28 protein-coding genes, 1 tRNA gene and 1 other RNA gene are annotated in these 25,975 nt (G+C 66.2%); 11 read left to right on the top strand and 19 right to left on the bottom strand.

The genetic code is table 11. From position 1 onward, the window contains the following. Nucleotides 1–66: 66 nt before the first annotated feature. The 11 genes from ssrA to OG300_RS23065 form a co-directional block, all read right to left on the bottom strand. Nucleotides 67–437, bottom strand: a transfer-messenger RNA (tmRNA) gene (gene ssrA / locus OG300_RS23015). A 125-nt stretch (nt 438–562) separates the two neighbouring features. Then, a complete protein-coding gene (gene smpB / locus OG300_RS23020) occupies nt 563–1,039 on the bottom strand; it encodes an SsrA-binding protein SmpB (RefSeq protein ID WP_405484821.1) in 477 nt (158 codons plus the stop codon). 148 nt (nt 1,040–1,187) lie between these two features. Then, a complete protein-coding gene (locus OG300_RS23025; protein ID WP_405484823.1) occupies nt 1,188–1,862 on the bottom strand; it encodes a slipin family protein in 675 nt (224 codons plus the stop codon). A gap of 603 nt (nt 1,863–2,465) precedes the next feature. Further along, nucleotides 2,466–2,538 (bottom strand) — tRNA-Glu (locus OG300_RS23030). 102 nt (nt 2,539–2,640) lie between these two features. Continuing rightward, nucleotides 2,641–2,961, bottom strand: coding sequence for a hypothetical protein (locus OG300_RS23035; protein WP_405484825.1), 321 nt, complete (start codon nt 2,959–2,961; stop codon nt 2,641–2,643). Nucleotides 2,962–2,973: 12 nt separating this feature from the next. Beyond that, nucleotides 2,974–5,145 carry a DNA helicase RecQ gene (gene recQ / locus OG300_RS23040; protein WP_405484827.1) on the bottom strand — a complete coding sequence of 724 codons (2,172 nt, stop codon included), beginning with the start codon at nt 5,143–5,145 and terminating at the stop codon, nt 2,974–2,976. 71 nt (nt 5,146–5,216) lie between these two features. Then, a complete protein-coding gene (gene ftsX, locus OG300_RS23045) occupies nt 5,217–6,122 on the bottom strand; it encodes a permease-like cell division protein FtsX (protein ID WP_405484829.1) in 906 nt (301 codons plus the stop codon). Next, nucleotides 6,122–6,811: a cell division ATP-binding protein FtsE gene (gene ftsE / locus OG300_RS23050; protein WP_405498634.1), complete on the bottom strand. Its 690-nt coding sequence runs from the start codon at nt 6,809–6,811 to the stop codon at nt 6,122–6,124. The genes ftsX and ftsE overlap by 1 nt, the downstream gene beginning before the upstream one ends. A gap of 211 nt (nt 6,812–7,022) precedes the next feature. Then, complete coding sequence (locus OG300_RS23055; RefSeq protein ID WP_405484831.1) at nt 7,023–7,880, bottom strand: mechanosensitive ion channel family protein; 858 nt, start codon at nt 7,878–7,880, stop codon at nt 7,023–7,025. Between the two features lie 199 nt (nt 7,881–8,079). Then, nucleotides 8,080–9,192 (bottom strand): peptide chain release factor 2, encoded by a 1,113-nt coding sequence (prfB, locus tag OG300_RS23060; RefSeq protein ID WP_405484833.1) that lies wholly within the window; start codon nt 9,190–9,192, stop codon nt 8,080–8,082. Nucleotides 9,193–9,619: 427 nt separating this feature from the next. After that, a complete protein-coding gene (locus tag OG300_RS23065) occupies nt 9,620–10,477 on the bottom strand; it encodes a helix-turn-helix domain-containing protein (RefSeq protein ID WP_405484835.1) in 858 nt (285 codons plus the stop codon). Nucleotides 10,478–10,620: 143 nt separating this feature from the next. Here OG300_RS23065 and OG300_RS23070 point away from each other — a divergent pair, with 143 nt between their 5' ends. Further along, entirely contained in the window at nt 10,621–11,211 is a 591-nt protein-coding gene (locus tag OG300_RS23070) for an NADPH-dependent FMN reductase (RefSeq protein ID WP_405484836.1), read from the top strand. A 53-nt stretch (nt 11,212–11,264) separates the two neighbouring features. Beyond that, nucleotides 11,265–12,050, top strand: a complete 786-nt coding sequence (gene hisN / locus OG300_RS23075; RefSeq protein WP_405484838.1) for a histidinol-phosphatase — start codon at nt 11,265–11,267, stop codon at nt 12,048–12,050. Between the two features lie 220 nt (nt 12,051–12,270). Here hisN and OG300_RS23080 read toward each other — a convergent pair whose 3' ends face one another. Continuing rightward, nucleotides 12,271–12,504, bottom strand: coding sequence for a hypothetical protein (locus OG300_RS23080; protein ID WP_405484840.1), 234 nt, complete (start codon nt 12,502–12,504; stop codon nt 12,271–12,273). Nucleotides 12,505–12,733: 229 nt separating this feature from the next. Between OG300_RS23080 and OG300_RS23085 the strand changes: the two genes are divergently transcribed. Both OG300_RS23085 and OG300_RS23090 read left to right on the top strand, forming a co-directional pair. Next, the gene (locus OG300_RS23085) at nt 12,734–14,122 is read left to right on the top strand and encodes an acyl-CoA dehydrogenase family protein (RefSeq protein ID WP_405484842.1); all 1,389 of its coding nucleotides are present in this window, start codon (nt 12,734–12,736) and stop codon (nt 14,120–14,122) included. Nucleotides 14,123–14,150: 28 nt separating this feature from the next. Continuing rightward, nucleotides 14,151–15,401 carry an acyl-CoA dehydrogenase family protein gene (locus OG300_RS23090; RefSeq protein ID WP_405484844.1) on the top strand — a complete coding sequence of 417 codons (1,251 nt, stop codon included), beginning with the start codon at nt 14,151–14,153 and terminating at the stop codon, nt 15,399–15,401. Between the two features lie 84 nt (nt 15,402–15,485). On the opposite strand, the gene OG300_RS23095 is transcribed toward OG300_RS23090, so the two are convergent. Next, entirely contained in the window at nt 15,486–15,830 is a 345-nt protein-coding gene (locus OG300_RS23095) for a hypothetical protein (protein ID WP_405484846.1), read from the bottom strand. A gap of 3 nt (nt 15,831–15,833) precedes the next feature. Then, nucleotides 15,834–16,028, bottom strand: coding sequence for a hypothetical protein (locus OG300_RS23100; RefSeq protein ID WP_405484848.1), 195 nt, complete (start codon nt 16,026–16,028; stop codon nt 15,834–15,836). Nucleotides 16,029–16,146: 118 nt separating this feature from the next. Between OG300_RS23100 and OG300_RS23105 the strand changes: the two genes are divergently transcribed. Genes OG300_RS23105 through OG300_RS23115 form a run of 3 tightly spaced genes read left to right on the top strand, consistent with a single transcriptional unit; the run spans nt 16,147 to nt 18,215 of the window. Continuing rightward, complete coding sequence (locus OG300_RS23105) at nt 16,147–16,971, top strand: helix-turn-helix domain-containing protein (RefSeq protein ID WP_405484850.1); 825 nt, start codon at nt 16,147–16,149, stop codon at nt 16,969–16,971. A gap of 18 nt (nt 16,972–16,989) precedes the next feature. Next, on the top strand, nt 16,990–17,544 hold the full coding sequence (locus OG300_RS23110) for a class IV adenylate cyclase (protein WP_405484852.1): 555 nt from the start codon (nt 16,990–16,992) through the stop codon (nt 17,542–17,544). Between the two features lie 5 nt (nt 17,545–17,549). Then, complete coding sequence (locus OG300_RS23115; protein ID WP_405484854.1) at nt 17,550–18,215, top strand: YdcF family protein; 666 nt, start codon at nt 17,550–17,552, stop codon at nt 18,213–18,215. Here the strand turns inward: OG300_RS23115 and OG300_RS23120 are convergent. After that, on the bottom strand, nt 18,212–18,631 hold the full coding sequence (locus tag OG300_RS23120) for a Dabb family protein (protein WP_405484858.1): 420 nt from the start codon (nt 18,629–18,631) through the stop codon (nt 18,212–18,214). The two genes, OG300_RS23115 and OG300_RS23120, sit on opposite strands and share 4 nt — an antisense overlap. Before the next feature lie 433 nt (nt 18,632–19,064). Between OG300_RS23120 and OG300_RS23125 the strand changes: the two genes are divergently transcribed. After that, nucleotides 19,065–19,868 carry a helix-turn-helix domain-containing protein gene (locus tag OG300_RS23125; RefSeq protein WP_405484860.1) on the top strand — a complete coding sequence of 268 codons (804 nt, stop codon included), beginning with the start codon at nt 19,065–19,067 and terminating at the stop codon, nt 19,866–19,868. Here the strand turns inward: OG300_RS23125 and OG300_RS23130 are convergent. Then, nucleotides 19,845–20,687 carry an alpha/beta fold hydrolase gene (locus OG300_RS23130; protein WP_405484861.1) on the bottom strand — a complete coding sequence of 281 codons (843 nt, stop codon included), beginning with the start codon at nt 20,685–20,687 and terminating at the stop codon, nt 19,845–19,847. The genes OG300_RS23125 and OG300_RS23130 overlap by 24 nt on opposite strands. Before the next feature lie 378 nt (nt 20,688–21,065). On the opposite strand from OG300_RS23130, the gene OG300_RS23135 reads away from it, so the two are divergent. Next, nucleotides 21,066–21,905 (top strand): serine hydrolase, encoded by an 840-nt coding sequence (locus OG300_RS23135; RefSeq protein WP_405484863.1) that lies wholly within the window; start codon nt 21,066–21,068, stop codon nt 21,903–21,905. 64 nt (nt 21,906–21,969) lie between these two features. Here the strand turns inward: OG300_RS23135 and OG300_RS23140 are convergent, their stop codons facing one another. After that, entirely contained in the window at nt 21,970–22,413 is a 444-nt protein-coding gene (locus tag OG300_RS23140; RefSeq protein WP_405484865.1) for a hypothetical protein, read from the bottom strand. 131 nt (nt 22,414–22,544) lie between these two features. On the opposite strand from OG300_RS23140, the gene OG300_RS23145 reads away from it, so the two are divergent. Next, nucleotides 22,545–23,171 carry a TetR/AcrR family transcriptional regulator gene (locus OG300_RS23145; protein ID WP_405484867.1) on the top strand — a complete coding sequence of 209 codons (627 nt, stop codon included), beginning with the start codon at nt 22,545–22,547 and terminating at the stop codon, nt 23,169–23,171. 6 nt (nt 23,172–23,177) lie between these two features. Here the strand turns inward: OG300_RS23145 and OG300_RS23150 are convergent, their stop codons facing one another. Both OG300_RS23150 and OG300_RS23155 read right to left on the bottom strand, forming a co-directional pair. Next, nucleotides 23,178–23,990, bottom strand: a complete 813-nt coding sequence (locus OG300_RS23150; protein WP_405484869.1) for an SDR family oxidoreductase — start codon at nt 23,988–23,990, stop codon at nt 23,178–23,180. Between the two features lie 138 nt (nt 23,991–24,128). Continuing rightward, nucleotides 24,129–24,914 carry a LuxR C-terminal-related transcriptional regulator gene (locus tag OG300_RS23155; protein WP_405484871.1) on the bottom strand — a complete coding sequence of 262 codons (786 nt, stop codon included), beginning with the start codon at nt 24,912–24,914 and terminating at the stop codon, nt 24,129–24,131. A gap of 116 nt (nt 24,915–25,030) precedes the next feature. Between OG300_RS23155 and OG300_RS23160 the strand changes: the two genes are divergently transcribed. After that, entirely contained in the window at nt 25,031–25,873 is an 843-nt protein-coding gene (locus tag OG300_RS23160) for an SDR family NAD(P)-dependent oxidoreductase (protein WP_405484873.1), read from the top strand. Nucleotides 25,874–25,975: the final 102 nt, after the last annotated feature.

Raw genomic sequence — 25,975 nt, forward strand, 5'->3', positions numbered from 1 at the left:
GCACTGGTTGCGCGCGCTCCTGAGGCAACGAGAAGGCCCCTCACCCGGCGGGTGAGGGGCCTTCTCGAGTGGAGCTGCCGGGAATCGAACCCGGGTCCTCCGCCGCATTTTCAGGGCTTCTCCGTGTGCAGTTCGCTATGCCTCTGCTCGGATCTCCCGGTCACGCGAACAAGCCGGAATGACGATCCCAGTCGCTGTTGGATGTCCCATCCGACGCCGCGACCGCGCCGGACAGTAGAGCCCTCTAGCTGATGCCAGGGACCGGGTCGAGGGCGAACCCGGGCTGACAGACACGCTTCGCTGCTTAGGCGGCGAGAGCGTAGTCGCGCTGATTGGAATCGGCGCTTATAAGGTTGCAGCGACGCTTACGGTGGTCTCTTGCCTGCACCGACACGCTTCCCCTGAATCAACGTACGCAGTCGAAACCGTTCAGCCCCGTCTGTGTTCAACGATTCAGTCGAACCACCCGGCTCGCACCGGGCCACCCATCCTAACACCGAACAAACCTTGGTTCATTCCATTAACGCGCCGCCACCGGCGGATCCGCGCACACCCGCGGCAATCAACCGCGCATGCCCTTGATCCGGCGGCCGAGCTCGCGGGTGACCTCGCGTTCGGCGTCGCGCCGGGCCAGGTCCTGACGCTTGTCGTAGTCCTGCTTGCCCTTGGCGAGAGCCAGCTCGACCTTGACCTTGCCGTCGGAGAAGTACATGGACAGCGGGACCAGGGTCAGGCTCGACTCCTTGGTCTTGCCGACCAGCTTGTCGATCTCGCGGCGGTGCAGCAGCAGCTTGCGGGTGCGGCGGGGCGCGTGGTTGGTCCAGGTGCCGTGCCCGTATTCGGGTACGTGCAGCCCACGCAGCCACACCTCGCCGTCGTCGATCGAGGCATACGCGTCGACCAGCGACGCCTTGCTCTCGCGCAGACTCTTCACCTCGGTGCCGACCAGCGCGATCCCGGCCTCGAACGTCTCGAGGATCGCGTAGTTGTGCCTCGCCTTCTTGTTGCTGGCGATGACCTTGCGCCCCTGTTCCTTCATGTCTCCTCTATCGTCCCGTCACTGGCCGGACTGCCCAACCAGCTTACGGATCTCCACACCTACCCCATCACCCTCGCCCCACGAGGCGAACCCGATGGTTCAACCACGCCCGACCACACCTTGTTCCGAGGTCGGGCGTGGTCGAACGTCATTCGCTCGCGCGGGCGTCGAGCACGACCTTCGCGCCCGGACCGGCGGCCACCTGCAGGGTGCGCAGGCGCAGCAGGACCGGGTTGTCGGTGAGCAGCTTGGCGGTGTTCGCGAGCGAACGCAGGGCGGCGGCTTCGGCGCGGGCTCGTTCGAGCTCGGCGCGACCGCGCTCGCGGGCGAGGACCGTCTCGAGGGCGGCCTTGCGGAGTTCGCCCGGGAGCATGAGGTCCTTGGCACGCAACGCGTCGACCTTGATGCCGAGCCGTTCGACCTGCGCGGCAACCGCTTCCTTACCGCCACCCAGCAGGGCGCGGTCGGCGATCAGCTCGTCGAGGGTGCGGGCGGCGACCAAGTCGCGCGCCACCTCCTGGACCGCGCCGTAGAGGACGGTCTCGGCGTGCTGGGCACCGGTGGTGAAGGCGACCGGGTCGGTGACAGCCCAGTCGGCGGCGAAGCTGACCCGCAGCGAAAGGCCGTCGCGGGTCAGCAATTCCTGGCCTGCCACCTGAAGGACGCGGGGGCGGATGTCGACCGTCACCAGCGAGCAGCGCTCGGCGTCGTAGCGGTGCCGCCCCGGCTCCAGCACGCGCTCCAGGACGCCGTCGCGGAACAGCAGCGTGCGCTGCCAGTCCATGACAGTCGCGTGAGTATTCTTGAACAGAGTGTCGAACATTCCAATCTCCTTCCCCCACATGGTTTTCGGGCACGACCGGACACGCCCTGCCCGGCCACGGTGCCAGGCGGGAGCCGCCCTCGTCCGCGGACGAGGAGCTCGCAGAGCCATGGCACCGCCGACGACCGGGCAGGGCGCATCACTTCAAGGAGTCGAACCTCAACAGATCGAAATCTGCGTCACCAGTAAGTTGACCGCTCGATACGGAGAACGCGACCCGGAGATTCCGGTGCGCCCCTGCCTGCGGCCGATTCCCAAGGTAGCCAGCAAATCCGACCCGCGCGACCGAATTTCCGGCCGCAGCCCGCCACGGTCGAGCCCTACAGCGCAGTCGTGCCACGGCCGAGCACAGCAGATCCGCGATCTCGACACATAGTGCACGGGAACAGTCTGACCAAGCGCCGGGATGCTGGACGAACTCATCCGAGCACGACGAATCAGGTTCGCGGCGAGCAATTTTCAGCCGAGCGGCGCGGCCGGGCGGCTGGAATCTGCCGCATCGGAGGTTCCACTGTTGCGCGACAAGCGATCTCAACCAGTGTGAGTGTGGTCGGAGAAAAAAAGCAGGCCCGCCAACCGGATTGGTTGGCGGGCCTGCTTGCGTAGTCCCGACGGGATTCGAACCCGCGCTACCGCCTTGAGAGGGCGGCGTCCTAGGCCTCTAGACGACGGGACCAGGTCGCTCGCTGCGATCCGAGGACCGCGGCAGCTCCGAAAGCTTATCGTGCCGCCGCCCAGCAACCAAATCGCCTGCTGATGGGCGTGCGGAGATCACCGATCAGCTCGGCGGGACCGGATCGCGCAACCCGCGCTCGTTGATGACCGCCAGCTTGTCGGCCAGCGCCGCGTCGAGATCGATGCCGAGTTCGGCGGCCGCCAGCCACGCGGTGATGACCACGTCCGCCAGTTCGGCCCGCATCTCGTCGAATGTCCCTGTGCGACGGGCCTGTCCGGACCACCGGCGATACGAGCCGACGAACTCCCCCGCCTCCTCGGCCAAGGCGAGCACCGCCGAATTCCTGGCTTCCGCAGCCGGAAACCCGGCCTTGCGCAGCTGTTCGCGCAGGTCGGCAGCGACCTGCGACATGTCGACTGTCACGATGCGGCCGCCCTACTGGTAATCCGGCGGCAGGTCGTCGAAGTCCGGCGGGAGCTCATCCGGCCAAGGTATGTCGTCGGTAGCGGCGAAATTCGAAGGGGCCGGGTTCGAGGGGGCCGAGCGGTTCGGCTGCGCCGGGCGGGACGATGAGGCGGGACGGGGCGCGGATTCCGATCGCGATGCTGGGCGGGACTTCGCGGCGGTGGCACCCGCCGCACTCGAGGAACCCGCGCGCGGCGGCGCGGCCACCTCGGAAGCCGTTGCAGAACCGGCGATTTCGCCGCCTGTCGACCCGCCGTTGCCCGCGATCACCTCGAGCACACCCTCGCCGTACTTGGCGCGCTTGTTCTCACCGATACCGGAAATGGTGCCGAGGTCGGCGAGCGACGCCGGTTTGCGGGCGGCGATCTCCCGGAGCGTGGCGTCGTGGAAGACGACGTAGGCCGGAACGCCCTGCTCCTTGGCCGTCGCACCACGCCACGTACGCAGCTTCTCGAACAGGTCGCTGTCACCGGGAGCCAGGTCGACGGCGGGTCGGGAGCCCTTGCTGGCCTTGGGAGTTCGAGCAGCCTTGGTGCGTTCCTGCTCGCGACGCAGCATGACTTCACGCTTCTCGAACAGCACCTGATTGCTGGCCTCGGTAAGCGTCAGCACGCCGTAGTCACCGTTCACGGCGAGCAGACCCTGGGCCAGCAGCTGGCGGACCACACCGCGCCATTCGATATCGCGCAGTTCGGTGCCGATGCCGAAGACCTTGAGCTCGTGATGCGAGTGCTGTTCGACCTTGGGGTTGCGCTTGCCGATCAGGATGTCGACGATGTGCCCCGCGCCGAAGCTCTGTCCGCGTTCACGTTTCAGCCGCAGGATGGTGGAGAGCACCTTCTGCGCGGGCACGGTGCCGTCCCACGATTCGGGCGCGTTGAGGCAGGTGTCGCAGTTGCCGCAGCGTTCACCCTGCTGACCGAAGTAGGCCAGCAGCTGCACGCGCCGACACTGCACGGTCTCGCACAGCGCCAGCATGGCGTCCAGGTGCAGTTGCAGCTGGCGGCGGTGCGCGGCGTCACCGTCGGAGGAGTCGATCATTTTCCGTTGCTGCACAACGTCACTGAGGCCGTACACCATCCAGGCGGTGGAGGGCTGGCCGTCGCGCCCGGCGCGGCCGGTCTCCTGGTAGTAGCCCTCGACCGATTTGGGCAGATCCAGGTGGGCGACGAAACGCACATCCGGCTTGTCGATACCCATGCCGAAGGCGATGGTGGCGACCACCACCAGACCGTCCTCACGCAGGAACCGCGATTGGTTCTGCGCACGGGTCCGGTTGTCCAGCCCCGCGTGATACGGCACCGCGGCCACCCCGTTGGCGCTCAGGAACGCGGCGGTCTTCTCCACCGAATTGCGCGAGAGGCAGTAGACGATGCCCGCGTCACCGGCATGCTCGGACTGAATGAAGGCCAGCAGCTGGTGTTCCGGACGGTTCTTGCCCTCGATCCGGTACTGGATATTGGGCCGATCGAAGCTGGCCACGAAGTGCTTGGCGCCGCGCGCGGAACCCGCCGGAGCCTCGCGCAGGTCCAGCCGCTCGGCGATCTCCTTGCGCGTCGCCTCGGTGGCCGTGGCGGTGAGCGCGATGCGCGGCACATCCGGCCAGCGCTCGTGCACCATCGACAGTCCGAGATAGTCGGGCCGGAAGTCGTGGCCCCACTGCGACACACAGTGCGCCTCGTCGATGGCGAAGACCGAGATCTTGCCCCGGTCCAGCAGTTGCGCGGTGGCCTCCAGCCGCAACCGCTCGGGTGCGAGGTAGAGCACGTCCAGCTCCCCGGCCACGAATTGCGCTTCGACCGTGCGCCGTTCGTCCGGGAACTGGGTGGAGTTGAGGAACCCGGCCCGCACGCCGACCGCGTTGAGCGCGTCCACCTGGTCCTGCATCAGCGCGATCAATGGCGAGACGACCACGCCCACGCCGGGCCGCACCAGCGCCGGAATCTGATAGCACAGCGACTTGCCGCCACCGGTGGGCATGAGCACCAGCGCGTCCCCGCCGGAGATCACCTGTTCGACGATCTCCCGCTGGGGTCCGCGAAAACTGTCGTACCCGAAGGTCTTTCGCAAAACCTGGTGTGCCGGATCACTTCCGACGTCATCCAGGTTCCCGACTACGGTCTCCACCTCCGGTGCGCTCACGCCCGCAATCCTACGGACACCCTCCGACGACGGAACCCCGTTGGCGCCCATCGACCGAAGTTCGCACCCCTCTACTCGCGAACGTAATACCGAAGTGCCGCATAGGCGGCCAGCGCGGCGAACCCGACACCGATCGGTGTGACGATCATCGCAACGGTCGCGATATCGTCGCCGCTGATCCGCGGCAGCACCTGATCGTTGAACAGGCTGCCCAGTGCCCGGTTGATCACCAGCGGTTGCGCGACGAACAAACCACCCACGGCCAGCACCGATCCCAGCAACGCGGCCAGCACCGCCTCCAGCAGGAACGGCAGCTGCGTGTACCAGCGCGTCGCACCGACCAGTCGCATGATCCCGACCTCGGTCCGCCGCGCCAGCGCCGCCACCTGAACCATGTTGGCGATCAACAGCAATGCCGCGAGCGCCTGCAGCGCCGCCAATCCGAAGGCCGCGTTGCGCAATCCGACGAAGAAGCTGACCAACCGGTCCACGATGTCCATATCGTTGAGCACGGTCATCACGCCGGGTCGTTTGGCGAAGTCGTCGTAGATGTCCCGATATTTGGTGACGTCGTCGAGCTTCACCCGGAACGAGGCGGGCAGCCCGTCCTTGCTGACCTCGTCGGCCAGGCCCGGCTGATCCTTGAAGGTGGTGTCCTTCACCTCCTTCACCGCGTCCTGGCTGCTGACGTACTGCACGCTGGCGACATCGGCATGCTTCTTCAGGTCCGACATCAGCGCGGCGCAGACCGGGCCGGTGCAGTCCTGATCGGACTGTGAGGTCGGATCGTCGAGGTACAGCCGGATCTCGACCCGCTGCACGTAGTAGTCCTGGATCTTGTCCGCCATCCGCACCGCGAGCAGACCGCCACCGAGCATGGTCAGCGAGACCGCGACGGTGAGGATCATGGCGATGGTCATGGTGACGTTGCGGCGCAGGCCGGTGAGCACCTCACCGAAGAGGAATCCGAAGCGCATTACCGACCCACCCCGTACACACCCATTTCGTCGTCGCGCACGATGCGGCCGCGATCGAGTTCGACCACGCGTCGGCGCATGGCGTCGACGATGGTGTTGTCGTGGGTGGCCATCACCACCGTGGTGCCCGTGCGGTTGATCCGTTCGAGCAGCATCATGATGTCCCCGCTGGTATCCGGGTCGAGGTTGCCGGTGGGTTCGTCGGCCAGCAGCACCAGCGGCCGGTTGACGAACGCGCGGGCCAGAGCGACGCGCTGCTGTTCGCCACCGGAGAGCTCACCTGGCAACCGGTCCGCTTTTCCGGCGAGACCGACCATATCGAGCGCTTCCGGCACCGAGCGATTGATGAATGCCCGAGATTTGCCAATCACTTCCAGCGCGAACGCGACATTCTGCTCCACGGTCTTCTGCTGCAGCAGCCGGAAGTCCTGGAACACGCAGCCGATGCGCTGGCGGAGCTTCGGCACCTTGCGCCCGGGCAGGCGGTCGACACGGAAGTCGGCCACCCACACTTCTCCGGTGGTCGGCTTCTCGTCCTTGAGCAGCAGCCGCATGAACGTGGACTTTCCCGAGCCCGAGGGGCCGATGACGAAGACGAACTCGCCCTTGCCGATGTCCACGGAAACGTTGTCCAGCGCCGGCCGCGTCGAGGTCTTGTACGACTTGGTGACGTTGCGAAGCTCTATCACGGGTTGCCAGTGTAGCCAGCAGTGCGCGCCGACCGGCCACACCGCGCGGAACTGGATTCAGCGTCCAGGAGTCTGGGCCTCGTTTGGCAGATAGTTGCTGAGCATGGTGTTCACGATCTGGGGCGCGTTGGGTTTCGTGTGTTCTGCGGGCTTGACGAAGACGTACAGGACAAACGTGCCAACCCACACGGCCATCAGGATTGCCGTGGACCTACGTGTTTTCACTCAAACCCTCCCGGCGCAGCGCCGCGGCTACCCGAACCCGCAACTCGCGTCCGACTTCGAACTGTTTGCCCGGCAGCGTCCGGGCGACCATCTTGATGTTCATCTGATTGACGGTGAGATCTTCGACACCCATGACCGTCGGCTCGTCCAGCAGCAGTGCCTTGAGCTTGCGGTCCGCGAACGCTTTGGCGCCCACGTCGTGCAGGATCTCGTTGACCTTGTTGATGTCGGCGGTCGCGGGAACGGGCACGTCGATAGCGGCGCGCGCCCAATCCTTCGACAGGTTGGTCACTTTCACGATCTGACCGTTGGGAACGGTGATCACTTCACCGTCAGCGCTGCGCAAGGTGGTGATGCGCAACGTGACGTCCTCGACCGTACCCTCGGCCTCCGAGGAATTGCCAGTGACGGCGATCCGCACGACATCGCCGTAGCCGTACTGTCTTTCGGTGATCAGGAAGAATCCGGCCAGCAGATCCTGCACCACGCGTTGCGCGCCGAAACCCAGTGCGGCGCCGATGACCGCAGCGGGGGCGACCAGTCCCCCGATCTCGAATCCCAAGCGCCGCAGCACTTCCAGCGACACCAGGAAGTAGGCCAGCGACAGCACCACCCAGGTGATGACCTGCGCGAGCGCGTGCCGATGCTTGGCGGCCTCCGAGCGCACCAGCGAATCACTGCTGCGGAAACCGGAATCGATCTTGCGGGTGATGCGGTCGCGCACGAAGGTGACCGCGCGACTGAACAGCATGGTGCCGACGATCAGCAGCACGATCTCGAGTCCGCTGGAACGTAGCCAGTCCGTGAAATCGGCGCCGCTGCGCACGGCGAGGACCGCATCCATGTTGCCTCCGATTCGCTTCCGGCGGATCACAGTTCCGCCTCACCCGGTATGCCCGCTTCCGGCACGCTATCCCGCTCGATCGAGACCGAGCGGGACGGGCAGGCCGGGCTGCGGGTCCCGGGCCGGTTACCCGGGCGGCCGGATCACCCGGGCCCGAGCCGCCGGATCACGAGGTCCGCGGACCACGCGATCGCTGAAATCAGTTGGCGTCCTTCATCCGCCAGCGAATGCCGGATTCGATGAAGGCGTCGATCTCGCCGTCCAGCACCGCGGACGGGTTGTTGACCTCGTAGCCGGTGCGCAGGTCCTTCACCATCTGGTACGGGTGCAGCACGTAGGAGCGCATCTGGTTGCCCCAGGACGCGCCCTCGTTGGTCTTGAGGGCGTCCATCTGGGCGCGCTCTTCCTGCCGCTTGCGTTCCAGCAGCTTGGCCTGCAGCACGCGCATGGCCGAGATCTTGTTCTGCAGCTGCGATTTCTCGTTCTGGCAGGTGACCACGATGCCGGTCGGGATGTGGGTCAGGCGCACCGCCGAGTCGGTGGTGTTGACGCTCTGGCCACCCGGGCCGGACGAGCGGTACACGTCGACGCGCACCTCGCCGTCGGGGATCTCGATGTGGTCGGTGGTCTCGACGACGGGGAGCACCTCGACCTCGGCGAAGGAGGTCTGGCGGCGGCCCTGGTTGTCGAACGGACTGATCCGGACCAACCGGTGGGTACCCATTTCCACCGACAGCGTGCCGTAGGCGTAGGGCACCTTGACCGCGAAGGTGGCCGACTTGATGCCCGCCTCTTCCGCGTACGAGGTGTCGTAGATCTCGACCGGGTACTTGTGACTCTCGGCCCAGCGCACGTACATGCGCATCAGCATCTGCGCCCAGTCGGCCGCGTCGACGCCGCCCGCACCGGAGCGAATGTTGACCAGCGCCTCACGCTTGTCGTACTCACCGGCCAGCAGGGTGCGGACCTCGAGGGCCTCCACATCCGCGTGCACGGAGACGCGTTCGGCGTCGGCGTCGGCGAGCGCCTGGGTACGCGCGTCACCCTCTTCGTCCTCGGCGAGCTCGTAGAGCACCGGCAGATCTTCCAGCCGCTGCCGCAGTTCGCGCACACGCCGCAATTCGCTCTGTGCGTGCGACAACTCACTGGTCACGCCCTGGGCGTGTTCCTGGTTGTTCCAGAGTTCCGGATCGGCCGCCTGGTGTTCGAGCTCGTCGATGCGCCGCACCAGCTCCTCGATGTCGATCACAGCCTCGACGGTCTTGAGGGTCGAGTCGAGTTCGGCCAGATCAGCGGATACGTCAGGATGCACGGTGGTCAAGGCTACCGCCCCTCTCCATGTGGTCGTAACAAGGGAGATCGACCGCGGTTCACGCGGCCGCGCGGCGAGCGAACTCACCGCGAAAGGCTTCGGCCGGGAGCATGGTCCACGTAGCCGAAACCGAGGCGCGAAACGTTCAAGTCGGGCCTTTCGGCCAGGGGCCCCGAACCTGGTCGGCATGCGGCCCCACCGGCGGTCTGGGTCGATCGATACCGCAGTCTCGGGACCGCGGCCGGATTCCCGCGACCGAGCCCGCACCGACGGGGAAGCGACAGTCCCGGGCCGAGGCGGGAAAACGGCTGCGGTGCAGGTCATCTCGGCGATCGACGGGAGGACACGCGGCGGCGGGAAGGAAACCGGATCGTGATGGAAGTTCGATCGGCCGGGTACGAGCTTCGGTTCGGGGTACGCGGGTCCTTCAACCGGCGACTGCGCGCAATCCGCCCGGGCGGCGGCCGACGAGGGCGTCGAGAGCCTTGGCGGTCGCGTCGTCGGCGGGGAGGTAGACCATCAGGTACTGGTCGTCGTCGGCCGAGAGGTGCAGGGTTTCGTAGGCCAGGCGCAGCGGTCCGGCCTCGGGGTGGGTGAGGCGGCCGACGCCGTTGGTGTCGGGCAGGCCGGGAATCGTCTCGAGCCGCGCGGTGAAGTCGGTGCCGGCGAGCACGGCCAGCCGGTCGATGAGCGCGCCCACGGCCGGGTCGGAGCGGCCGGGGCCTTGCTTCAGGGTGGCAACGACCTTGTCCGCCTTGTGTTCCCAGTCCGGGTAGACCTCGCGGGCGCGGGGGTCGGCCAAGACGTAGGTCGCGTAGCTGCTGGGCAGGCCGCCGTCGAGCAGGCCCATGGGGGCGAAGAGGCTGCGGTAGCCGTCGGTGCAGGCGAGGATTTCGCTGAGCCGGTTCATCACCGCGGCGGGTGCGGGTTCGAACTGGTCGAGCATGGCCTGCACGGCCGGGCGGACCCGCCGGTTGGGTCCGGAACCGCCGCGGCAGTTGAAGTTCGGATCGTTGGCCTTGGCGAAGCCGAGCAGATGCACCCGCTGCGCGGGCGACAGGCGCAGGGCCTCGGCCAGCGCGGAAAGCACCGGCGTCGACGGATGCCGATCCCGCCCCTGTTCCAACCGGGTCAGGTATTCGACGGAAACCCCTGCGATCGTGGCCAATTCGGAGCGGCGCAGACCCGGGGTACGCCGACGCGAACCGGCGGGCAGGCCCACCTCCGCGGGCTTGACCGCTTCCCTGCGCAATCGCAGGAACAGCCCCAGCTCGTTCTCACTCACGTTTCGACGGTACCGCGCGAGTCCAGTTTTTAAAGTGGCCCTGCCACTACCACTCTCAGCGTGGTCTCCCTAGCGGTCGCGGCGGGCCGCAGGGTTGATCTCGAACGGCCGGACGGTCGTCGGGATTGTTGAAGGAGACCCTCATGACCAGCAGTTCTCTGCGCCTCGCGGTGATCATCGGCAGTGTGCGGGAGGGCCGGTTCGGTCCGGTGGTGGCGAACTGGTTCGCCGAGCAGGCCCGGGCGCACGGCGGGTTCGAGGTGGAGGTGATCGATCTGGCCGATTACCCGCTCGACCACGCCCTGCCCGCGGTGCCGCTGTTGATGGAGCCGAATCCGGTGCGCACGGACAAGGCGGCGGAGTTGGCGGCGCGGCTGGCGGCGGCGGACGCGTTCGTGGTGGTGACGCCGGATATCAATCGCAGCTACCCGTCCTCGTTGAAGACCGCCATCGACTGGCATCTGGCCGAATGGGACCGCAAGACAGTCGCTTTCGTGGGTTACAGCGGCAAGACGGGCGGCCTGCTGGCGATCGAGGATCTGCGCTCGGTGTTCAACGAGCTCAATGCCCACACGGTGCGCGAGTACGTCTCGTTCTCCCGCTACTTCCTGTTGTTCGATCAGTCCGGTGCGCTGCTGGATCCGGCGCCGTTCGAGCAGGAGGCCGCCCGCATGCTCGACAGCCTCCAGTGGTGGGCCACCGCGCTGACCTCGGCTCGCGCCGTCTCGGCCTGAGCTCGGCCACGGAGATACCAAACGGTAACTGGGGGCGACTAGGGTCTCGGTACGTGACCGGATACTCCGCTGACCTGGAACTCGCGCTGAAGCTGGCCGACGCGGCCGATGAGATCACTCGTGATCGGTTCGGGGCGCTCGATTTGAAGATCGATTCGAAGCCGGATCTGACGCCGGTGTCGGATGCCGACCTGGCGGTGGAGCGCACGATCCGCGAGATCCTCGCCGAGCAGCGCCCGGGAGATCTGGTGCTGGGCGAGGAGTTCGGCGGCGACGTCGAGTTCAGCGGCCGGCAGTGGGTGATCGATCCGATCGACGGCACCAAGAACTTCGTGCGCGGCGTGCCGGTGTGGGCCTCGCTGATCTCGCTGCTGGTGGACGGTGTGCCGGTGGTGGGCGCGGTGAGCGCTCCGGCGCTGGCGCGGCGCTGGTGGGCGGCGGCGGGGGCGGGCGCGTGGACGAGCTTCGAAAAGGCTGAGCCCAAGGCGATTTCGGTGTCGGCGGTGGCGGAGCTGGGGGCGGCGAGCCTGGCGATCTCGAGCCTGTCGGGCTGGCGGGCGATCGGCCGCCGGGCCAAGCTGATCGCGCTCACCGACGAGGTGTGGCGGGTGCGAGGCTACGGCGACTTCTTCGGGTACACGCTGCTGGCCGAGGGCGCGGTGGATGTGGTGACCGAGCCGGAGCTGTCGCTGTGGGATATGGCCGCGCTGGACATCCTGATTCGCGAGGCGGGCGGCACGTTCACCTCGCTGGACGGCGTTCCCGGTCCGCACGGCGGCAGTGCGGTGGCGACGAATTCCCATCTGCAGGACCAGATTCTGGCCGCGTTGCAGGCCTGACGACCCACGAACGCTCCTGCGGCAAGCTGCGGGGGCGTTCGCTTCGTCTATGGCTCGGTGCTACAGCGATCCGGTTTCATGCACGCATCGCGCAAATTCATTGTGGGCGAGCTTGTTACGAGTCATCGCAGCTCCAGCCCCATCGGGCTTCGCTGGTACGTACCAGCCCGATTCGTTCCGATCCGGCGCGGGCTGCGGTCCCGACGCCGGTACTGTCGCGCTACGACAGCGAGAGCAGCGGAACCTGAACCGAACCGAAGTCCAGGAACGGGCCGTTCGAGGAGGAGCCGACACCGACGGAGCCGAGGCCGAGCTCGCTGGTGACCACCGGGTTGCCGAGCGAGCCGGAGCTCAGGTCGACCGGCGTCAGCGGCAGGGCGTCGGCGCTGGCATTCGGCGCTGCCAGGAAGAGACCGGCGGCGATCAGGCCCATGGTTCCGAGCGCGATTTTCATATGTACCTCCATGAGGAGCGAGTGATGCGCTCGCACCCTAACCCAGTTGCACTCGCTGTGAAGTACGTTTGTTTCACTAGATCCGAGGGGTACCGGTCGGTAAGTTCGAACCACCGCTCTGACCTCCCGATTCGACAAGCCTCGACGTCAGTTCTTACTCTGAAGTAAGATAGTCTTACTCAGGAGTAAGATTGCTGGGCAGGATCACCCTCCACACTCAAGAAAACTGGTGATTATGAGCACTCGAGACACCGCAACGAAGCGGGATACATCCGCCGTTGGCCTGAACCCGGTCAAGCGTGACTGGATGGGCGCGGCGATGCGGGTCATGACGACCATCACGGGATCGGAACTCGCGGAGAAGTACAAGCTCCGCAAGCCGATCGAACGAATCACATACGAGGGCACCAAGACCGGCTTCCGGACCCTGGGCGCGGCTACTCGGGTGTTCGAGAAGGTCGCCGGCGGTGGCGCTCCGAAGCGTCTGCCCGCCAACGAGTCTCGTAAGAAGGACTACTTCGACCTGACCCCGTCCGACGAGCAGCAGATGATCGTCGAGACGGTGCGCGATTTCGCCGGCGAGATCCTGCGCCCGGCCGCGTACGAGGCCGACAACGCCGCCAAGGCTCCGCGCGATCTGCTCGAGCGGGCCGCCGAACTCGGCATCACGCTGATCAACGTGCCCGAGGAGCTCGACGGCGCGGCCTCCGAGCGTGGCGCGGTCACCAATTCGCTGGTGGCCGAGGCGCTCGCGCACGGCGACATGGGCCTGGCGCTGCCGATCCTGGCGCCGAGTGGTGTCGCGGTCGCGCTGTCGCAGTGGGGCACCGACGCGCAGCAGAAGACCTACCTGGGCGCTTTCACCGGTGAGAACGTGCCGCAGGCGTCGGTCGTCATCTCCGAGCCGCAGGCGCTGTTCGATCCGTTCGCGCTGCGCACCAAGGCGACTCGTTCGCCCAGCGGTTTCCGCCTCAACGGTGTGAAGACCCTGGTGCCCGCCGCCGGTGATGCCGAGCTGTTCATCGTGGCCGCCGAGCTGGATGGTCGCCCGACGTTCTTCATCGTCGAGTCCAACACCGAGGGTGTGGTCGTCGAGGCCGACCCGAGCATGGGCATGCGGGCCGCGGGCCTGGGTCGCCTGCTGCTGAACAATGTGGCCGTTCCGACCACCGCCCTGCTGGGTGACGCGACCGGCGCCGAGCGCGCCGAGGAGTACGCGGACGCGGTGCGTCTGGCCCGTCTGGGCTGGGCTTCGCTGGCGGTCGGCACCGGTCAGGCCGTGCTGGACTACGTGATTCCGTATGTGAAGGAGCGTGAGGCGTTCGGTGAGCCGATCGCGCACCGGCAGGCGGTCGCGTTCATGGTCGCCAATATGGCGATCGAACTGGATGGTCTCCGTCTCGTGACCCTGCGGGGTGCGTCGCGCGCGGAGCAGGGTCTGTCGTTCGCTCGTGAGGCGGCGCTGGCCAAGAAGCTGGCGACCGACAAGGGCATGCAGATCGGTCTCGACGGCGTGCAGCTGCTCGGTGGCCACGGCTTCACCAAGGAACACCCGGTCGAGCGCTGGTACCGCGATCTGCGCGGCGTCGGCGTCGCCGAAGGCGTCGTCCTCCTCTGACCCGACTTCTCAACGGAGAGACAAACTCATGATCAATCTCGAACTCCCCAAGAAGCTGCGGGCCAGCGCCAACCAGGCCCACCAGGTTGCCGCCGAGATCTTCCGTCCGGCTTCCCGCAAGTACGACCTCGCCGAGCACGACTACCCGGTCGAGCTGGACACCATGGCCGCCATGATCGAAGGCCTGTCCGCCTCGGGTACGCAGGATGTCTCCGGCGCGACCGGTGGCCGTAAGGCCGGCGAGTCCACCGAGGGCGCTGGGTCCGCTAAAGACGTGCACGCCACCGAGCTGCTCGGAAACACCAACGGCGGCAACATGTCCGCGTTGCTGAACGCCCTCGAGACCTGCTGGGGCGACGCGGGCCTGATGCTGTCGATCCCCTACCAGGGTCTCGGCAACGCCGCCATCGCCGCGGTCGCCACCGACGAGCAGCTGTCGCGTTTCGGCAAGGTGTGGGCCGCCATGGCCATCACCGAGCCGTCCTTCGGCTCCGACTCGGCCGCTGTCACCGCCACCGCGGTGCTCGACGGTGACGAGTGGGTCCTCAACGGCACCAAAATCTTCGTGACCGCGGGCTCGCGCGCCACTCACATCGTGGTGTGGGCGTCGGTGGATCGTTCGGCCGGCCGTGCCGCCATCAAGTCCTTCGTCGTCCCCCGGGATGCCAAGGGCCTCACCGTGTCCCGCCTCGAGCACAAGCTCGGCATCAAGGCGTCCGACACGGCGGAGATCCGTTTCGAGGACTGCCGCATCCCGAAGGACAACATCCTCGGTTCGCCGGAAGTCAACGTGGAGAAGGGTTTCGCGGGCGTCATGCAGACGTTCGACAACACCCGCCCCCTCGTCGCCGCCATGGCCGTCGGTGTCGGCCGTGCCGCCCTCGAAGAGCTCCGCACGGTGCTCGAGGACGCGGGCGTCGAGATCTCCTACGACATCCCCGCCAACAACCAGCACGCCGCCGCCGCGGAATTCCTTCGCCTGGAAGCGGACTGGGAGTCGGCCTACCTGCTGTCCCTGCGCGCCGCCTGGATGGCCGACAACAAGAAGCCCAACTCCCTCGAGGCCTCCATGTCCAAGGCCAAGGCCGGCCGCATGGGCACCGACGTCACGTTGAAGGCCGTCGAACTGGCGGGCGCCACGGGCTACTCCCAGCGCACCCTCCTGGAGAAGTGGGGCCGCGACTCGAAGATCCTCGACATCTTCGAAGGCACCCAGCAGATCCAGCAGCTCATCGTCGCCCGCCGCGTGCTGGGACTCTCGAGCGACAAGCTGAAGTAGTCTCCGCTATAACGAAACCCGGTGTGCAGCCAACTGGCCGCACACCGGGTTTTCGCGTTGCGGACGGTCGCACTGCTGCCGCATTCAGCGAGAGCCCATGTCGGCAGGAGCATCAGGTGGGATGGCCCAGCGTGCGTATGTCTCGAACGGATCCACCGTCAGGACGTCTACCAACTGGACCAGCTCGCTCGGCACAACTCCGTCGAAATGGGACAGGCTGGGGATGATGATCGCGTCGACGTCAAGTCGTGAGATGAGGACGCGGAGGCGGTGGATCGGGCGGTCGGTGCGGGGGCTGAAGGTTGCGGTTTTTCTGAGGTCGTAGCCGAGTCTGCTTGCGAGGCTTCGGATTCGTGCCTCGTCCCAGGGTTGCCGTAGGCGGGAGATGTCGGTTCGGAGGTAGCCGATCGCGGATGGGATTTCGAGCATGGTTCAGCCACCTTGGAGTGGGATGAGGGTGTGCTCCAGCAAGATCCGCGCTTGGATCTGGACCAGGGGTAGACCGCGGTAGTGCCGTGCCGGACGACGGGCGCGATGGGAGAGGTACATCGCGACGGCGAGGATCAGGATGGCGAGGGCGGGGCCCATGTCGTTGTCCTTCCGGTTCGGGATACCGATGAAGCTCACCCAAGTAAGTCAAATGTGCTGGTCCTCGCGCGATTACACGATGCCGATTTCACCCGCCAGAGGACCTATCTCATGGTGAGATAGGTCTGAGGAGGTTCCGCAGGACCGAGGGGGATCGATGCCAGACCCATTCGCGCCAGTCATCGTTACGCAGCAGTTCTGGGGGCGGGACGAAGTGTTGCAGGCCCTCGGTGAGCGCGACGTCGGGACACTGCTCCGGCAGGTTCAGCGTGACACCGGGGCCAGTCAACAGCGCCTCGCGACGATGTTGGGGATATCGCAGGGGCGGGTGAACGAGCTGGTGAACCGCCGTCGCACCGTGACCAGTCTCAGCTCATTCGAGCGGATCGCCGAATGCCTGAAAATGCCTGATAGCGCGAGGATTACGCTCGGCATCGCGCCCACGATCATTCCGCCCGCTGCCGCGTTGGGTCCGACCGAAATCAGTGCGACCTACCTGTCACAGGAAGCCGCAGCGGCTGAAATTCGAGATCTCACAACCAAGGCGAAGCACGTGGACGTGTTGGCGGTGCGAGGGTTGGGGATTCTCGGGCTCAACGGATCGCTGCTACGCGAGGTGTTGGCACCTGATGCTCAACTGCGAGTTCTCCTGCTGGCTCCGGACTCCGATGCCGCCCGCGCTCGAGCGGAGGAGATCGGAGAGTCCGCCGAATCTTTCTCGGTCGGCATTCGACTGTCCGTGGCCCGAATCAAAGAGCTCACCCAGACCAGCCGCATGGCTGAGGTGTACGTCTACGCGGAGAGTCCTGTATGGCGCATCATCAGGCTCGACGACGTCCTGTTCGTCTCGGCATTCACCGTGTACCGCGAAGGGCATTCCTCATCGGTGCACCGCATCGAGCCGAACCAGCGCGGAATCCTGCACCACGCGTTCGTGCGGATGTTGGAGCAGGCGTTCACCAACGCCGTACGCATCGTCTGACAAGGCAAGGAGTAGCTCGTGATCGAAGCTGAATACAAGGCGCGGCTTGCTGATCCGATCGGTGTTCGGGAGAGGCTGGACGAATTGGCCGAGCGAGAGGTGGTGAGCTACTTCGATACGTATTTCGACCTGCCGGATCGGTCACTCGGCGCGCAGGGCCGGGAGTTGCGGGTGCGGTCAGTGGTGGGGACTGAGGGTTCGACCCATGTGCTCACGTTCAAGGATGCGGCGGTGGATGCGGCGACCGGATCGAAGCCTGAGTACGAAACTGTTGTGGCGGAGAGGGATTCGACAGAGGCGATTGTTCGAGGGTTGGGGTACGTGCCCGTCATCTCGTTCACGAAGCGGTGTGAGAACTATCGGTTCACTGCGGTGAATCGTGAGATTGTTGCCTCGCTTGTCACTGTTCCCGAAATTGAGGGTGTGTTCCTGGAACTCGAAACCCTCGCTCCGCCTGACGATCTCAACCGTGCTCTCGCCGCTCTGCGAGAGGTTCTCTCCGGTCTCGGCGTCGGCGCGGATCAATTCACGACCGAGTTGTACACCGATGCAGTCAGCCGAAGTCGCGGATAGGGGCCGTGCTCACCACGCTGCCCGCTCGGCATCGGGCGGATGTCGAAACTCTTTGGGACTACAACCAGATGCATCAGCAGCCGCGGCCTGTCGACGTCGGTATCGGGTTGGGCGGGCATGATATCGGCGTCGCTACCTACGCGGCAGAGCTGTACCACGCGGGGATCTTTCGGTTGATCGTGTTCACGGGGGCTAATGCGCCGACCACGGTGGATCGATTCCCTCGTGGTGAGGCCGTGCATTTCCGTGAGCACGCCATCGGGCTCGGGGTGCCTGCGGAATCGATTCTCGTGGAGGCGCGGGCGACGAACACCGGCGAGAACATCGATTTCACCCGAGCGCTGCTCGACGAGCGCGGCTGCCTCGGATCGGTCGCCTCAGTGATGCTGATTTCGCGCCCGTATCAGCAGCGACGTAGCTATGCCATCTGCCGGAAGCGGTGGCCCGAGGTTGATGTGATCTGCGGGTCGCTGCCGTTGGAGTTGGATGAGTACGTCGCTGGGATCGGGGATGTGGATCGGGTGGTGAACATGCTGGTTGGCGATACTCAGCGGCTTTGGGAGTATCCGGCGCGGGGTTGGGCTGCCGAACAGGTTGTGCCCGAGGATGTTCGGGGGGCGTTCGGGCGCCTCGTGGCGGCCGGGTTCACGAGGCGCCTGCTTCGGAGCTAGTGATTGCCGTGGGGGCCGGGGGCGGCGCTGCCGTGGTATTCGCCGAGATCGGCTACCAGACGGGCGATTTCGGGCTTGGTGTCGTAGCGGCGTTGGTGTAGGGCGGCGATTTTCGCGCCCATGTCGGGGTCCGGGTCGTCGGTGATGTCGAAGGAGACGAACTTGTCCACCAAGGGGAGGCCGATGTGGTCGGTGTGGAGGTGGGCGGGGTGGATCAGGTATTCCCAGTAGCCGTCGAGGTCGTCGATGACGTACGTCGCGCCGTAGTCGTATTCGCCGCCGTGGTCGGGGCCGACTATGAAGTGGCGGACGGAGGGGATTTGGCGGCCTTGGTTGCGGAGGCTTTCCAGGGCTGCTTCCAGTTGGGCGGCGGGGGCGCCGGGCTTAACGGTGAAGCGATTGCCGTGGTAGATCATCGGTTTCAACCCTTCGGGACGAGGTTCAGAAGCAGTGAACATGGAGTGTGTGATTGGTCAGTCACCCTATATGAGTGACTGTACACTCACTGCTACCGACTGTCATCCCCCACGTTCACGACCGCAGCCGCGCGCCCCCCTCCGGTAGCGCGCGGACACGGTCGGCGCTCATCGTTGAGCAACGATCGGGCCGGTACAGGGCGACCCGAAGCTGGTCCGGGAATGAGCGGCCGAAGCGAGTCGGCGCGGATCATTCGCGTGAGCATGATCCAAACATTCCGACCGGGGAGGTCACAAGGCGCGAGAGGCGGTCTCGCTAACCTACTTCGGGAGTATCTAGGCAGCGGGTACCCCCGACTGGTGGTAGTGCCGGAGGCGAGTGTCACCGGACGGGGTTACCCGCGAGAAGTTTTCACGTGCAAGAGGTGAGTTTGTGGCAACCGACGAAGAGTTCGTCATCGAGGCACGGTTGGATCAGTACGTCCAGCGGCTGCGGAATCGGCGGGGGCTGACGCAGAAAGAGGCTGCGGCCAAGTGCAATACGGGGCTCACCACATTCCGAAAGATCGAACAGGGCGAGACCAGCGGATATGGGGACTCCGTACTCAGCGCCATCGCGGAAGTGCTGTGCGACACCGAGGACGAGCGGTCACATCTGTGGGCGCTGGCGGGCCGACCGGAGTTCTCGGCAGCGCAGCGAGCCATCTCCGCGGTGGGTTCGATCAGCAAGATCATGCGGCAGTTCGACGCATACCCGATCGCCTACATGGACTTCGAGTGGACGATCCGTGAGGCGAACCAGCGCTACGACGAGGCCTATCCCGGCATCGTGACCGCACCGTCGATGCCGGAGTGGCTGATGTTCGATCCGCGCGCGCGACTGGTGTGCCCGGACTGGTGGCGTGAGATCGAGTCCCTGGTGGCGGTGACCCGGCACCTGCTGACCGACCCGGTGTTGGGCGAGGGTGTGCGAGCACTGCTCGAAAAGCTCAAGCCGTCACCGACATTCCGCATGGTGTGGGAATCCGGGCTCGTCTATACCCAACGCCCGTCGCCCTACCGACGGGTGTGGGTGCCCTCGACCGAGACGATGGTCATCTTCGAGGAGTTCCTGCTGCCCGTCGCGATGGGCGGCGTGCTCGTGCTCAACATTCCGGTCGACGGTGACGACGCGGACGCGCTCGCCGACCTGGACTGGGGACTCCGGAACTACTCAGTGCCCCGGGCCGGACGTTGACAGTGCATCGCCTGAAGTAGTTGTCAGGTCAAGGAATTCACGGAGCTGTCCGGCGGTCAGTTCGGGGTGGGTCCAGGTGACGGCATGCGCGGCGGTCGGCGCGGACACCGTCTCGTACCGCACGGATCCACCCAAACCGGCTGCCAGTTCCCGCATCTGCGCATCCGTGGCGACCGAGTCCGCCTCGCCACGAAGCAGCAGGGCGGGAACGGTGATGTCCCCGAGCATGACCGACAGATCCTCGCGATGAATGAAGCAGCGCGCCGCCGCGGCCAGCCGAGCTCGGTCCAGGTCACCGGCCGACACATGCTGCCCGTGCTGGATTTCCGGATCTCCGCCGATGAATTTCAGTGCGTACCAGGGCAGTATCTCCGTCAGCGGCCGACCGCCGAGTGCCCAGCCGTCCAGCAGCAGCATGCGGAACTCACGGGCGATATCCGGCCGCAGCGCAGTCGCTTCGGTCCCGACCAGCACCACCCCGCGCACCCGCGAAGGCCGTTGCAGCGCGAACCGCAGCGCGGTCATACCGCCCTGGTCCACCCCACCGACCACCGCGTCCCGCACATCGCAGAAATCCAGCACCGCCGCCACGTCCCGCGCCAGATCCCAGAAGGTGTACTCGACCTCGATCTCCTCGGTCCGGCCGTGCCCGCGCGAATCGATCGCGATCACCCGGAAATCCGGCGCCAACGCCTCCAGCTGCGGCGTGAACATGCCCGCGTCCATCCCGAACCCGTGCAGCAGCACGACAACCGGGCCGTCGCCGCCACTGTCGAGATAGTGGATACGCGACCCGTCCTTGGCGGCGGCATAGGGCATTCGAGAACCTCCGGTCGTGAAACACGTTCACCACCCTCGCCGTTCGTGGTGACGCTATCGGGAGGCTACCGACCGCCGTCGCGAGCGGGAACGTCGGCCGGATCTTCCCGGAGGAGGTGGCGGTTCGGCGGCTTCGCGAGTCGGCAGGCGGCCGAATCGCGGGGTGCGGGCAGCCGCAGCGGGTTGCCGAAACAAGTTCGGCGCGGCTAGTTTTCGCGGGTGGGTAGATTCAGTAGACGGATGCTATTGGCTGCTGGCACTTTTGGGGCCGGGGGGCTGCTCGGGTTGCGTGGAGCGGGGGTTGCCGCTGCTGGAGAGCCTTTTTCGAAGGCGGGGGTGCCTGTTGCGGGGCAGGCGTTCGATGCGGAGTATCGGGCGTTGACGAAGTTGATGGGTGGGCGGTGGCATTGTCTGGTCACCGATTTGGGGTCGGGGAAGCCGGTGACGGTGGTGGAGGAGGACGCGGACTTCGTCATCGAAGGAGCCAGTGTGCAGAAGCTGGCCGTGATGACGGCGGTGATGAGCGAGGTGGACGCGGGGCGGTTGAAGCTGTCGGATACCACGACGTTGGATGCCGATATGGTGGCCGACGGGAGTGGGATCTACTTGAATCAGGCCGCATTCGGGGATCAGTTGACGGTGGCGAATCTGCTGACCGCCATGCTGCAGGTGTCGGACAACACCGCGGTGCGGTTGATGTCGCGGTTCGTGACCGGGGAGCGGATCAACGAGATCCTGGACGGGCTGGGGTTCAAAGACACTCGGGTGGAGCCGATTCCGGGGGATCGCAAGTTCTACCTGGGCAATACGACGCCGCGGGAGAACAACGATCTGCTGTATCGCCTGGCCACCGGAACACTGCTGTCGAAGGAGTCGACGCAGGCGGTGATGCGGATCTTGACCTGGTCCGCGGTCGGCTACACCGACGGGGTGCGGCGCAATATGTCCTCCGCCGAGCGGGCGCAGTTCGCGACCAAACATGGTGCGTCCGATGACAAGCGGCACGACACCGGGGTGATGTTCGATAGCGCGGGCGCGCCGTCGGTGGTGTTCTCGTTCTTCGCCGACCAGTCCCCCGACCCCGACAATTACGGGGCCACCAATCCGATCGTGCAGGCGCACGCCATTCTTGGACGCTCGCTGCTCGACACTTACATACGTCTGTCACCGCTGGGATCGCTGATCGATCCCAAGCAGATCGCGGCGGGCGGTCACTGACCGGCGCTCGAATCCGGTACGAAACACACTGGTCCGCACCGGATTCGACGATCCGAACGGGTAGTCACACGCGAGCCAGTTCCTCGGACATCCGGGCGGTGATGGCGACCAGCACGCGGGCGGCCACCTCCAACTCCTCGGCGGCCACCGAACCGTAAGCGCGGCCGACGATTCCACCCGAGATGGCACGCACGCGTGCCACGGTCTCGCGCCCCGCCTCGCTGATCTCGACCTGTTCCGAGGCCGTCTGCCGGACCAGTCCGGCGGTGATCAGCAGATTCAGCGCGTGTTCGACGTCGGCGGGCTGCCACTGCGTCATGCCCGCGACCTTCGCCACGTGCGCCTCCCCCGCCACCGCCGCGTCGGCTGCGACCAGCTGGTTCAGGGTGATCCACTGCTTCTCGTCCAGCGTGGTCCCGGCCAGCGCCAGGGTCAGGATGGCCGTGTGGTGCTTCTCCGCCTGGCCGATGATCGAGGGGTTCAGGGTGACGGTGCCGGTGGTGCTCATGTCGATCTCCTTCATCAGGTGGTGCGTCTTCGCGATGCTTACGATTCTGACACTGAGTTCCACAAGTGCGCAAGTCCCAATTTGAACCGAGTTTCTTACGCGACTCCGGTTCGGTTGGCTACGATGACCGCATGCCCGTCAACGACCGAGCCCTTCCTCTGCGCGAACGCAAACGCCTGCGCACCCGCACCGCCCTCGCCGACGCCGCGCTGCGATTGTTCAGCGAGAAGGGTTTCGCCGCGACGACGGTGGAGGAGCTGGTCGACGAGGCAGAGGTCTCGCGCAGCACCTTCTTCCGCATGTTCGCCACCAAGGAGGCGGTGGCGACCGAGGCCGAGACCGAACTCTGGTCGAATTACCTTGCGGCACTGAATGATCGGACTATCGACGGAACAGTCCTGACTGCTCTGCGGGACACCCTCACCGCAGCGGCCATCGAGCTACCCGAGGACTGGGATCGCCGCTACGTCATCACCCGGCGGCTGGTCCTCACCGCGCCGACCCTGCTCGGCCACGTGGACTACTACCGCTCGGGCGTGGAAAAGGAAGCGATCGGCATCCTGGCCGGCAAGCTCGGCCTCGACACCGGTGACCTGCGACTGCGCATCCTGGTCGAACTCGCGACCACGGCATGGAGTGTCGCCGCCCGTGATTGGGTGCGCGATGAAGCGACCGGCGGCCGCACCGCGCTGCTGGCATCGGTGCACGCCGCGTTCGACGCCGTCCCCGTCGCCCTGGAGCTCGCGCCGGGCGACTGAAATCGGTTACGCGCGTTCGGACATCAGCGCCCGCATGCTGGTGAACACCTGAGCCGCCCCGCCCAGCGACCAGCCTCCGTCGACCGGAATGATCGCGCCGTTGACGAAGGAGGCGTGCGGCGATGCCAGCCACGCACAGCAGTCGGCGATCTCCTGCGCGGTGCCGTAGCGCCCGAGCGGCACGGATTCGGTGACCACCTCGGTCAATTCGGGTGTCGGCGCCAGCCGCGCCATCCCCTCGGTATCGGCGATCGGCCCCGGCACGACCGCGTTGACCCGGATCCCCTCCGGCCCCCACTCCAGCGCACACACTTTCGTCAGCATGTCCACGCCCGCCTTGGCCGAACACGCGTGTGCCTGCAGGTTCATCGGAATCGAGGCCTGCGGCGCGGAAACATTGATCACCGTCGCGCCGGGCTTGCGCAGGTGCGGGTGCGCGGCCCGCAGAATGTTGTACGTCCCCTTCAGATCGATGTCGACGACGGCGGCAAACGCGTTGGGCGACATGGATTCCGCCGCCGCCGGAAAGTTCCCCGCCGCCCCCGAGATCAGAATGTCGATCTCCCCCAGCTCCGCCTGCGTGGTGGTCAACGCGTCATTGACCGCCTCGTAATCCCGCACATCAGCCGCGAACCCCAGCGCCGTGACCCCGATTTCACCGAGACTGTCCACCGCTGCCCGCACCTTGTCCGGCGTTCGCGACAACACCGCCACCGAAGCTCCTGCCCGCGCGAACGATTGCGCCACGACGAGATTGATACCGCTGGTCCCACCCGCAACGAACACGGTCCGGCCGGAAAAGTCGTATAGGTCGCTCATTACCCAATTTTGCCGGGATTCACCCCCGCCCGGACCCGGTTCGATCAGTTCGATGCCCGATGGTGCCCAACCCGCACCCGTCATTCACCAGCCGTAAAGCCGACCGGCACAGCACAATTCATCCCAGGGCAGGCAACGTCAGGCCGCAGACAGTCGCACGGCCAGCTGGGTCCGGCTGGTGCAGGAAGTTGCGGCGAGTACCCGGCTCAGGTGCTTCTTGACCGTGTCCACGCCGATGAACAGGCGTTCGGCGATCTGTCGGTTGGTGAGGCCGTGGGCGGCGAGATCCGCCACTTCCCATTCCCGTGGCGTCAGTTGCCAATTCGCGCCGACCGCCCGGCGTTCCCGATCACGGGTGAGCTGGTCGCGGACCAGGGGTGCGAGATGGCGGCGCAGGGCGCGCAATACCGCCAGGTCGTGTTCGGTCACGCGCAGCCCCGCCCCGACCGCCATCCCGATATAGAGGACTCCGCCCGTCCCGCCGTCCACGACGATGGCGGCCTTGTCGTGGATCCCGTTCGGGCGCAGGAATTCCGCCAGGAATCGGGGCCCGCCCGGCACCTCGGTGAGCCGGACCACGCCTCGCGTCAGCAGCAGATCGCCGACCGCCGCGCCCCGCAGCGGATCTCGGTCGATCCAGTTGGCGGCGTAGTCGTCCATGAATTCGGGGGTGTATCCGCCCTGCACCCCGCAGCCTTCCCGGATGGCGTCGGCGAGCGTATCGCCGTGCAGCACGGCCACCCCGGTGAACCCGAACCAGTTCTGTAGCGCCAGCAGCAGTCTCTCCCGGAATTCCGGGAGGTCACCGGACCGGTCGACGGCCTCCAGCACGCCGAACAGCCGCCGATGGTCCTCCGCGCTCAACGGCTCCGATTCCGGAAGCGGGCGCGGTCGGCGGTGCGGGTCGGTCAGCGCATCGGTCACCGTTCCATATTCCACCTTTGGGCCATACCGGGCACCGCGGCCGCCGGGCAAGCTGTGAACAACGCATCGGCCGACCTGGCCGACATCGCGAACACCTGAGTGGATGAGAGATCGACATGAGTGCAGTAGAGCGTCGGCGGTGGCTGATCACCGGGGCCAACAGTGGGTTCGGGGCGGCTCTCACCGAGGCCGTGCTGGCATCCGGCGATGAGGTGGTGGCTGCGGTGCGGCGGCCGGCGAGCATGGCGGATGTGGTTGCGGCGCATCCGGATCGGGTTCAGGTGGTCGCGTTGGATGTGCGGGACGCCGCGGCCGCTGAGCGGGCCGTGAAGGAGGCCGGGCGGATCGACGTCCTGGTCAACAACGCGGGGTACGGGATCGTGGGGGCGATCGAGGAGACCGGTGAGGAGGAGCTGCGGGATGCCATGGAGGTGATGTTCCATGGGCCACTGCGGCTTACACAATTGGTCTTGCCGCAGATGCGCGAGCGGCGCGGCGGGGCGATCGTGCAGGTGAGCAGCATGGGCGGGTTCCTGTCCTTCGCGGGTGTGGGGATTTACAGTGCGGCCAAGGGCGCGCTGGAGTTGGCTTCGGAAGCACTTGCGGCGGAGGTGAATTCGCTCGGCATCCAGGTGCTGATCGTCGAACCGGGGGAATTCCGGACCGGTTTCGCGACGCCCGCGGCGCTGACGTTCACCGGGTCGATCGCCGATTACGCCGAGACCGTCGGCGCGATTCGCGACGGCCTGCCCGCGTCGGATCAGCAGCAGGCGGGCGATCCGGCGAAGGCGGCGGCCGCCATCCTCGCGGTGGTGGGTGCGGCCAATCCCCCGCTGCGCTTGGCGCTCGGTCCGGATTCGGTGGGCGCGATCCGGGGCAAGCTCGCCGCGGTGGCCGCCGATCTCGATGCCACCGCCCACCTGGGGCTGACCACGGGCTTCGATACCGACGCCGAGTGAATTCAGCGTCCTGGGCGTAGCCATACCGAGTGCCCGATGTGACCGAATTTGTGTAACGGCGGTCACAGGGCGCTGTTACGGTGGCGCTACCCGCCGCGAGGT

Origin of the sequence: Nocardia sp. NBC_00511 (assembly GCF_045161165.1) — a bacterium.
In the GTDB taxonomy this organism is placed as follows: Bacteria; Actinomycetota; Actinomycetes; order Mycobacteriales; family Mycobacteriaceae; genus Nocardia.